This is a genomic window from Streptomyces murinus (assembly GCF_002154555.1).
Lineage (GTDB): Bacteria > Actinomycetota > Actinomycetes > Streptomycetales > Streptomycetaceae > Streptomyces > Streptomyces murinus.
In genome coordinates this window covers 1-9555 of record NZ_MUNF01000445.1, presented here as the reverse complement: position 1 = coordinate 9555, position 9555 = coordinate 1, and the positions used below count along the sequence as shown (strand labels likewise).

General features: G+C 69.3%; 7 protein-coding genes and 1 pseudogene. 6 read left to right on the top strand and 2 right to left on the bottom strand.

All coding sequences use genetic code 11. The features are described 5' to 3' along the window. A pseudogene (locus CCN72_RS39155) lies at positions 1-185 on the top strand (hypothetical protein); the annotation flags it as partial. A 100-nt stretch (positions 186-285) separates the two neighbouring features. Here the strand turns inward: CCN72_RS39155 and CCN72_RS25715 are convergent. Next, a complete protein-coding gene (locus tag CCN72_RS25715; RefSeq protein WP_086810003.1) occupies positions 286-1704 on the bottom strand; it encodes an ATP-binding protein in 1419 nt (472 codons plus the stop codon). Positions 1705-2056: 352 nt separating this feature from the next. Here CCN72_RS25715 and CCN72_RS25710 point away from each other — a divergent pair, with 352 nt between their 5' ends. The 4 genes from CCN72_RS25710 (at position 2057) to CCN72_RS25695 (ending at position 7658) form a co-directional block, all read left to right on the top strand. Continuing rightward, on the top strand, positions 2057-3295 hold the full coding sequence (locus CCN72_RS25710; RefSeq protein ID WP_086810001.1) for a helix-turn-helix domain-containing protein: 1239 nt from the start codon (positions 2057-2059) through the stop codon (positions 3293-3295). Positions 3296-3625: 330 nt separating this feature from the next. Beyond that, positions 3626-4420: a toll/interleukin-1 receptor domain-containing protein gene (locus tag CCN72_RS25705; RefSeq protein ID WP_086809999.1), complete on the top strand. Its 795-nt coding sequence runs from the start codon at positions 3626-3628 to the stop codon at positions 4418-4420. Next, complete coding sequence (locus CCN72_RS25700; protein ID WP_086809997.1) at positions 4417-6390, top strand: hypothetical protein; 1974 nt, start codon at positions 4417-4419, stop codon at positions 6388-6390. Before CCN72_RS25705 ends, CCN72_RS25700 begins: the two co-directional genes overlap by 4 nt. Continuing rightward, on the top strand, positions 6387-7658 hold the full coding sequence (locus tag CCN72_RS25695) for a hypothetical protein (protein WP_086809995.1): 1272 nt from the start codon (positions 6387-6389) through the stop codon (positions 7656-7658). Before CCN72_RS25700 ends, CCN72_RS25695 begins: the two co-directional genes overlap by 4 nt. A gap of 251 nt (positions 7659-7909) precedes the next feature. On the opposite strand, the gene ychF is transcribed toward CCN72_RS25695, so the two are convergent. Next, a complete protein-coding gene (gene ychF / locus CCN72_RS25690; RefSeq protein WP_085566358.1) occupies positions 7910-8998 on the bottom strand; it encodes a redox-regulated ATPase YchF in 1089 nt (362 codons plus the stop codon). Positions 8999-9186: 188 nt separating this feature from the next. Here ychF and CCN72_RS25685 point away from each other — a divergent pair. Further along, on the top strand, positions 9187-9555 hold a 369-nt coding region (locus tag CCN72_RS25685; RefSeq protein WP_341868893.1), incomplete at its 3' end, for a DUF6542 domain-containing protein.

Here is a 9555-nt window from a genome sequence, read left to right as displayed (position 1 = left end):
AGATGTGTATCAGACACAGGCCCCGCTACGAGACCACCGTCATCCACGCCACCTTCGACCGCCCCTTCGCCTTCCTCGCCGCCGACCGCGACTCCCGCCTGACCCTGATGTCCGGCTGGATCACCGACCCCTCCCCCTACCCGGCCCCGGGTTACGCGGGCAGCGCGGGCCGCCCGGGCGTGTGACGACGCTCGTGACCGAAGGGGGAGGCCCGTGGCGGAGGCTTGTGGGACTCCCCCCGCTCTCTCACCCTCGGCACGGGTTGCCGCGCCTGCGATCGGCCACTTACAGCGGCCAAGCGGTGAGCAGATCGCCAGGGCCGTAGACGGCATCGGGTCCCGGACAGTCGACCCCGCTGCGCGAGACCGCCACGACCGGGACCGGTTCACCGGTGAGTGCGGCCCGATGCCGATGCAGAGCTGCCAGGTCGTGCCGGTCGAAGGGTGACTGCTCCAGCCATTTGATGGAGCCGACGAAGAGCAACTCCTTGGCGATGGGGGCCCGATCCGCCCCGACGATGTCGATTTCGACGTCGTTGGTGCGCGTCCAGTAGCCCCCCACTGCGGGGGCCGCCGGGAGCCGGTCGTCGGGCAGTGTCCTGGCGAGCGCCTCGCGGATGAGCGGCTCGATCGCCCGGCCGCGCCAACTGGTCCAGCTTTCCTTGATCCGCGCCAAGGTCAGATCGCCCCGCCCTCGCTCGATCTCTTCCATGGACGGGCCGAGCAGATGCAGCCAGAACCGCAAGTAGGGGTCTGCCACCCGGTAACGGCGGTCCTTCGACGGACGTAGCGAGACAGGCAACTCGGCAGCGACGATCCGCTTGTCCGTAAGCAGTTCCAGCGCTCGCTGCAGCGGTGTGGCCCCAATTCCGCCGGCCGCGCGGGCGATGTTGGTGAACGTCCGCTCGCCGCTGCCGATGGCCGCCAGCACCGTACGCGCCTGGGCCTGCGGGGGGAATTCGGCAGCCAGCGAGCGCTCGGCCGACACCAGCAGGGCCGAGACCGGGTCGCTCAACGCCTCTCCGAGGAAGTCCCACAGTCCCGCGCCCCGCGGCCACTCCGCGCAGATCAGCGGCAGCCCGCCGGTGACCAGCGCGGCGTCGAAGGCTTCCGCCGGCTCCAATCCGAGCATCCGCCCCGCCTCGGCGGGGTTCAGGGGTCCAAGCACCATCTCCCGACCGCGCTGATGGAAGGGGCGTCCGTAACTGTTCAGAGCCTCCATCATCGACAGATCCGAGCCGATGAGTACGAGCAGCACCGGCTTGGTCTCCAGCACTCGGTCCCAGGCCCGTTGCAGCATCCCTTCAAAGGCACCATCGGCATCCATCAGGTACGGCACCTCGTCGATGACCAGCACGCTCGCCCGATCGGCGGGCAGCGCCGCGGCCAGCACATCGAACGCGGTGTCCCAGCTCTCCGGCCGCGCTGCAGCCACGAGTCGCGCCATTGGCAGCGTCGACACCTGGGCGTCTCGGGCCAGCCGCGCCAGATCGTCTCGAGGAGACGCACCGGTCGCCGCGTAGAACAGGAACGGAGCCCCGGAGCCCTCCGCAAACCGCTCGACCAACCGCGACTTGCCGACCCGACGCCGCCCACGCAACATCACACAGCGACCGGGCCGCTCCCCACCGACCCCTGCCGCCACCTTCTGCAGCTCTCGCTCCAGCGTCGCCAGCTCCTGCCGACGGCCCACAAAATCCACCACGCCCGCCAACCTCCACGCATGACACTAACAACGATGTTAGTAACATGAACATTAGTAGATACTCGCCGCCGTCGCTCGCGGACGAACGAACGCAACCTCCGGATCATGGCCAGCTCCAGTCACGACAAGGCGCAAACGGAGAACAACCGAGAAGAGAAGAGGCAACGGGCAACCCCGCCGAACCCTGATTCTCACGACGCACCTCGTGCCAAACTCGCTCTCGGATGCGAAGCGAAACGGCTCCGTCACGACGGGTGCCCGCCATCGGTCTTCGCGTCGACCAGTGAACGTCCGCTGAAGGTCCGTCGTGAGGGCGCGCCTCTCACGGTTGCTGTTCAAGGGGAGACTATTGATGAGCACAACTTTCGGCCCGGAGCTGCGCCGTTTACGGCAGGAAGCGGGGCTTACCCTGACCGAGTTCTCCGCGGCGCTCAACTACGACAAGGGGCACCTCAGCAAGGTCGAACGCGGGGAGCGCTCCGCGTCTCCCGAGCTGGCCCGGCGGTGCGACGCCTTTCTCAGCGCGGACGGTGAGCTGCATCGCTTGGCCGTCCGCCCCGAGACCGACTCCGACACCACCGAATCCCCCGCCGCCCCGAGCCTCTGGCGCGCGGGACGCCGGGCGGTCCTCGCGGCGGGCACGGGGTCACTGATCGACCTCGGCCTGAAACTCGGCGGTCAGGCGCCCTTCGCCACCGGCCCCCTCCTTTCCTCTTTCCGTGCCCAGTTCGATCAACTACGAAAGCTCGGCCAGTCCACCGCGCCGAAGATCCTGCTTCCCCTGCTGGAGACGCAGACCCGCACGGTCGTCGGGCTTGCCGCCGACACCCCGTCCACCACTCGGGCTCCCGCACTTCTGCTCGCGTCGCGGTTCGCGGAGTTCACCGGCTGGATGGCCCAGGAAGCCGGAGACAGCGGCGCAGCGCTCGGCTGGACCAGTGAGGCCGCCGAACTGGCGCGTGCCGGGGGCGATCCGTACCTCGGTTCCTACGCGCTCGTGCGACGTGCCTTGGTCACGCTCTACAGCGGGGACGCCGCGGGCACCATCGCCCTGGCCCGCCGGGCCCAGAACAACGGACTCCCGCCACGCATCCGGGGACTCGCGGCCCAGCGCGAAGCGCAGGGACACGCGCTCGTCGGCAACGAACGCGACTGCCTCCGCAGCCTCGACAGGGCAAGGGAACTGCTCGACAGTGACGATGCCCGCAACGGCACCGGGCCCGTGATCGGTACCACCCACGTGAACGATCCGGCGGCGATGACGACTGGCTGGTGCCTGCATGATCTCGGCCGGCCCAAGGCCGCCGTCGAGGTTCTCGACCGGGAGTGCCGCCGCCTCCCGCCGCACGCGCTGCGGACCCGGGCCCGGTACGGTTTCCGCAGGTCCTTGGCTCATGCCGCCTCCGGAGAGGTCGAGCACGCGTGCACGATCGCCGGAGAGTTCCTGGGGCTGATGTCCGCCGTGCCCTCCGCGACCGTGAACAGCGACGTCCGGCGTCTCGCGCGGGAACTCTCGCGGTTCCGGAGCAGCCGGGCCGTACGTGATCTGCAGCCGGCGCTGGCGCAAGTGCTCGCTCCCGCTAACGACTGACACCGGCTGCACGACCGACACCGGCTTGAGCCGCCCAGCTCGCCGGACCAACCGGTCTCTTGGTCCCTTCGATTCCACGATTCACGGCGGGACCCTCTGTTCTCCGTCCGACGCGTCGCATCGCGCCCCCGGCTTCTTCGGGCTGCCCGCGACCAGTGACGCGCCGGGCTGTGCACCTTCCTCCGTACGCCCCACCCGTGGACGCGCCGTGCCGTCACACGGCTGAGACCGCGTGGCGGGCGAACCGGGGTCTCGGAGTCCCCTTCCGCAGCCCCCGTACTCCTACCCGCTCATCCCGTCTTCTGTCTTCCTCTCACGAAGGGAACCTTCATGCCCGACGTCTTCGTCAACTACCGCACAGGCGACGAGGAATCCGCGGCGACCATGATCGCTCGAGAGCTCGCCCGACGGTTCGGCAGCGAGCGGATCTTCTTCGCCAGCGACTCGATCAAGCTCGGCCACCGTTTCCCGGTGGAACTGATCAGGGCGGTGGAGGAGTGCGAAGCGCTCCTCGCCGTGATCGGCCCGCGCTGGGCTGAAGTGCGAGGGGCCGACGGCCACCCCGCCTTCGAGGCCGAGCAGGACTGGACCCGCCGTGAAATCCGGTCCGCGCTCGAGCGCGGGATCCTGGTGGTACCCGTGCTCGTCGGAAAAGCGACGCGGATCGACCACGCCGTCCTCCCGGACGACCTGCGGGAACTGGCGGACTGCCAGTACAGACGGTTCGACCACCGCAACGCCGGCTCGGACCTGACCTCGCTCGGCGACGATCTCGCCCGGCTGCTGCCCGAGCTGGGTGCGGTGGACCGTGACGCCCGTGCGGCGAGGGAGCGGGGGGAGGCCAAGTCCCGCAAGAAGTCTCCCCGGGATGCCGGGCACACCAGGATGCGAACGCGCGACGTCGAGCAGCGTGTGCGCGGCGGCATCGGAAACCTCAACGGGGATCTGTCCGGTACTTTCGTCAACGAGCCGCAGGGGCCGGTGAACACCGGCCCGGGTCACCAGTACAACGCGCCCCACTTCCAGGGCGACAACAGCGGTGTCCAGTTCACCGCAGGCGACAACAGCGGTACGGTCCACCAGCGCTTCGAGCACGACCGTCGACGCTCGGACGACGACCGATGAACGAGCAGGACCACGTCACCGTCAACGATCCGCGTGGCCCGGTGAACAACGGCGTGGGGCATCAGTACGTCTTCTACGGCATCGGCGCGGATTGGATGGTCCGGAAAGGGGTCGAGTCCCTCCGGATCGTCCGGGAGGACCGGGTACGCCTGGCCGACCGATTCGTTCCGCCGTTGGGCTACCGCGTCGCCGCCGACCGCCTGGAGAAGCCCGGTTCGGCGGTACTGCTGGAGGCTCCTCCCGGCAGCGGCCGCCGTGCAGCGGCCATCATGCTGCTGCACGGGCTCGGTGAGGACGAGGAGGGGGTGCGGTTCGAGGAGCTTCCCGCCACGGACAAGGACGAGGGCCTTCTGGCCCCTGGCGAGGGCGACCGCTTCCTCCTCGACCTCTCCACGATCGCCGACGAGGAGGTGTACGGCAGGGCCCAGCGCCTCCTGGCCATGCGCCGGACACAGGTCCAGGAGGCGGGGGCCCATATGGTCGTCGTCCTGCCGTCGGGCATGAAGCACGCCTGCTCGCCGGAACTCGAACCGCACACAGTGACACTGGGGCGTCCCCGGGGTATCGCCGTCATCACCCGGTATCTCCGCATGGACCGGATGCCCTTCGGCCCTGCGGACCTGGGAAGCGCCGACCTCCGGCACCTGTGCGACCGCTCCCCCATGCGGGAACTGGCCCGGCTCGCGAGCCTGGTACGGACGGCTCGTGACAGCGGCCGGTTCGGTGCCGACTTCGCAGGTTGGCTCGACCAGGCGATGCACGCGGTTTCCGACCGAGCCGGTGAGGTCGGCCAGCAGATGACCGCGGTCCGCACCGCACCCGAGCGGGCCCTGCTGCTCGCGACGGCGATGTTCGAGGAAGCTCCCTCCGACACCGTTTATGAGGCGTGGCACGGCCTGATGAGGACGGTGAGGCACGAGGAAGAGGCGACGACCGAGCTTGCTCGGATGGATTTCGGGGCGCGATTGACTGCGCTCGGGATCGAGCGGGACCCGGACGAGCGGCTCCGCTTCGGGAGGCTGGCCTACGCCGACGCGGTACGGACGTACTTCTGGGCCAACTTTCCCGGGACGCGCGACGGCCTCAGGGATTGGATCGGCCATGCAGCCGGGCTTCGCGGCCTGACCACCGACGACCGGGTGAACGTCGTCGTCCGCTTCGGCGAGCGATCCCTGGCCGTCGGACGGCCCGACCACCTCTTCGGCCTCGCGGTCCGCTGGGCGGACAGCGCGACCGGGACGGCCTGCGACCCGCGAGCCGTGGCTGCCCTCGAACTCGGCCTCAGCCACGAGAGGTTCGGGGGATGGTTCCGCAGGCGGATCTACGAGTGCGTGAGGTCCAATCCCCTGTCCGACGGTCTCGTACGTGTCCTGACCGCCGCCTGCCTCCAGAGCCTCGGCGCGACACACCCGGATCAGGCGATGGTGCGGCTCCACCACCTAGCCGTACGGAAGGGGCAGGCCGCATACGAGGCCGGGGAGGCGCTTCTCGATCTCGCCGGCCATGATCGTCGATCCTACCGGTCGTTGATCGACCGCTTGCGCAACCGAACGCTTCGGGAGCCGCGCGGGGCGGAGCCCCATCTCCGTCTGCTCACGGAGCTGTTGAGGAGCGATCGGGCACCGAACCCGCCGCCGTGGCCGGATCTGTTCCTGGGCTGGGAGACGGCCTTCTCCCAGCCGCCGACGGAGCTCTGGAACCCCCTGGTGAGTAGCTGGCTGAGCGCCGTGGCGGCCGACAGTACTCGGGAGATGGCGCTGGGCGTGATGGTCGGGGCGGCGCGTGGCCGACCGGGCGCTCTCCACCGCCTTTACGCCATCGCCTGCGACTGGGCGGGGCCGGCGGGCCACCCGCCCAGGGCTGCCGTCGCCGACCGCTTCTGGCAGCACATCGACCAAGCGCAGTACGCCCGCACGGCGAGTGCGAGCCGTGCGGGCACCGGACCACGGACCACGGAAGAGGCACGATGAAACACCGACTTCCCAGCCTACTGTTCATCGCTCTCTGCGGCGTCGCCCCAGCTGCGCTCGGCAACCTCCTGCACTGGTCGGCGTGGCTGTGGGGCTTCATGGCAATGGTCACGACCTCGGGCTCCCTGCTGCTCGTGATGACTGCCCTCAGCGGTGGTCGTGCATCGGCCGATCCGTACGAGCCCGCAGAGCCTGAGCCGCCCGCGGCGCCGACGGAGCAGCCGTACCAGGAGACGCGGGTGGTCGACGCGGCGCTGCCGAGCGTGGCGGACGGCTACGACTTCCTCTTTTCCGCCACTGTGTGGTGGAGGCCGATCCCCGATCACGCCCATCGCTCCGACGGCGCATCACCGGCCCTTGCCGTGTCCTCGGTCGTCAGCCGGGCCCTGGACATCGTCCGCTGTGAGGAGCCTGGCCGGGCCGGCTTCGCGCGATATCTCCTGGAGGGAGAGCTGAGTGTCCTGGTCCCGGACCGGAGCGGACGAGTGGAGGCCCTGGCGGCCGATGTAACGCTGACCCTTGCCCCCGCCGACCGCGAGCGCCTGCAGAAGTTGAACGACCTTCGCAAGGATGAGGAGATCTGGGAGTACGAGCGCCAGCACGAACGCAACAAGCGGCGCTACCTCGGTGACGACGTGCTCAAGAGCGCGGGCAGCGCGGTGGTGTGGTGGCTGGCCCGTCACGAGAACGAGATCGAGACGGCGGTCGACATGATCGGCCCGCTCGCCCAGATCGCGGCGGCGGCCAACGACGAGGAGGTGCCCGAACTCTTCCGCCACCTGCTCGTCCCTCCCATGGGCGCGCGGAGCGAAGCGACCGTCGGAGGCCCGCTGTGGGACGGACATGACCAGGGCGGAGGGCGGTTCGACCGTGAGGAGGAGGTAGGGGTTTCGGACCGGCTCCTCCTGTTGCTTGCAGCGGTGGGCCTGAAGCCGGACATGGATGAGTACATGGTGTTCGTGCACCGAGTGGTGCGGAGCCTGGAAGCGGCCGGGCTGTACGAGGCAGCCGACGAGATCAAGCGCACCCTTCTTCCGACGCCCGACGAGGGCGGAGGCGAGGAGCCTGAAAGCGGGCCTTCCAATGAGGGAGCCAGCGCGGGGCCCTGGTCGCCGGGCTTCCCAGCCTCCGAGGACTCGCCGTTCACCGGCACGGCGACGGACCCGGATTCCGACGTGGCACCGCTGTACTCCTGGGACCCCTCGCACGGCCCTGACCGGCCCGCCGGACCTAGTACGCGGGACGATGACGACGAGGACAGGAGCTGATCCGGTAGACGGTCGGCCATCCGAGGCTCCCCTTCACCGCGCACTGCGGCGGGGGAGCCTTCTCCTGTCCCCAGACCGGGCCATTACCTCCTGGGACGACCGGGCAATCAGGAGTGATGACGGGTGACGAAGGATCAGGATCTCCCCACGCCATTCCAGCTCGGGAAGTAGCCAGGGGCCCACCTCCGAAAGGCCGGGCCCCTTCTGACCTGCGCGGCACCACGTCAGCGGCGTCGCGTCACTTCATCGGCTCAGACGTTGAACCGGAACTCCACCACATCCCCGTCCTGCATCACATAGTCCTTCCCCTCCATGCGCGCCTTGCCCTTGGCGCGGGCCTCGGCTACGGAGCCGGTGGCGAGGAGGTCGGTGAAGGAGATGACCTCGGCCTTGATGAAGCCCTTCTGGAAGTCGGTGTGGATGACACCGGCGGCCTCGGGGGCGGTGGCGCCCTTCTTGATGGTCCAGGCGCGGGATTCCTTGGGGCCGGCCGTGAGGTAGGTCTGGAGGCCGAGGGTGTTGAAGCCGACGCGGGCCAGCGTGGCGAGGCCGGGCTCCTCCTGGCCGACGGACTGGAGGAGTTCGAGGGCCTCGTCCTCGTCCAGCTCGGCGAGGTCGGCCTCCAGCTTGGCGTTCAGGAAGATCGCCTCGGCGGGGGCCACCAGCGCGCGCTGCTCGTTCTTGAAGTCCTCGTCCGTCAGCTCGTCCTCGTCCACGTTGAAGACGTACAGGAACGGCTTGGCGGTCAGCAGGTGCAGATCGTGCAGCAGCTCGGCCCGCTCGGTGCCCTGGAGGATGCCGTGCGCGAAGAGCGTGTCGCCCTTCTCCAGGATCTCCTTGGCCTCCTCGACCGCCTTCACCTTCGGCGCGACGTCCTTCTTGATCCGGGACTCCTTCTGGAGCCGCGGCAGGACCTTCTCGATGGTCTGGAGGTCGGCGAGGATCAGCTCGGTGTTGATCGTCTCGATGTCGTCCTTGGGCGAGACCTTGCCGTCGACATGGACGACGTTCTCGTCCTTGAAGGCGCGGATGACCTGGCAGATCGCGTCCGACTCGCGGATGTTCGCGAGGAACTTGTTGCCCAGGCCCTCACCCTCGGACGCGCCGCGCACGATGCCGGCGATGTCCACGAAGTCGACCGTGGCCGGAAGGATGCGCTCCGAGCCGAAGATCGAGGCCAGCTGGGCCAGCCGGCCGTCGGGGACACCGACCACGCCGACGTTGGGCTCGATCGTGGCGAACGGGTAGTTGGCCGCCAGCACGTCGTTCTTGGTCAGGGCGTTGAACAGGGTCGACTTGCCGACGTTGGGCAGGCCGACGATTCCGATCGTGAGCGACACGTTGCGACTTCCCGTGGATGAGAGGGCCAGGAGCTGGGGCTGCCAGGCCCTCGGAGGACACTGGCCGATCCACCAGTCTACGGCGTTCCGCGCGCCCTCCTCCCGGGAGCGCCGTCCACCCGGCCAAGGTCCGCCCATCGGCGTGTCTGGGAGCCGATTGGGCACATAAGCAGACCTAAGTTGGTCCAATGGAGCAGCACAGAACGCGACCCCCGAACGACGGACGGCGACGCGGCCACCCGCCGCACGCCCATCTGCCGCCGCAGGCCCGGCGCCGCCCGCCCGGCCCGGAGGCGGGGCGCGGCGCGGGGCAGTCACGGCCGGCCCGGCCGGTGCCGGGTCCCCGGCTCACCGGGCTCGGCGGCGGGCTGTTCTGCATCGCCGCGATGTTCCTCCTGGGCTGCCTCGACCAGCTGCTCTTCGACGGCTCGCTGCCGGTGTACGGCGTGCTGTTCCTGCCCGTGTGCGTGCTGACCGCACTGTGGGTGCGTCCCGGCGACGTGCTGACCGCGCCGGTCGCGAAGGCGATGGGCACGGCGACCGGCGCGGTCAGCACG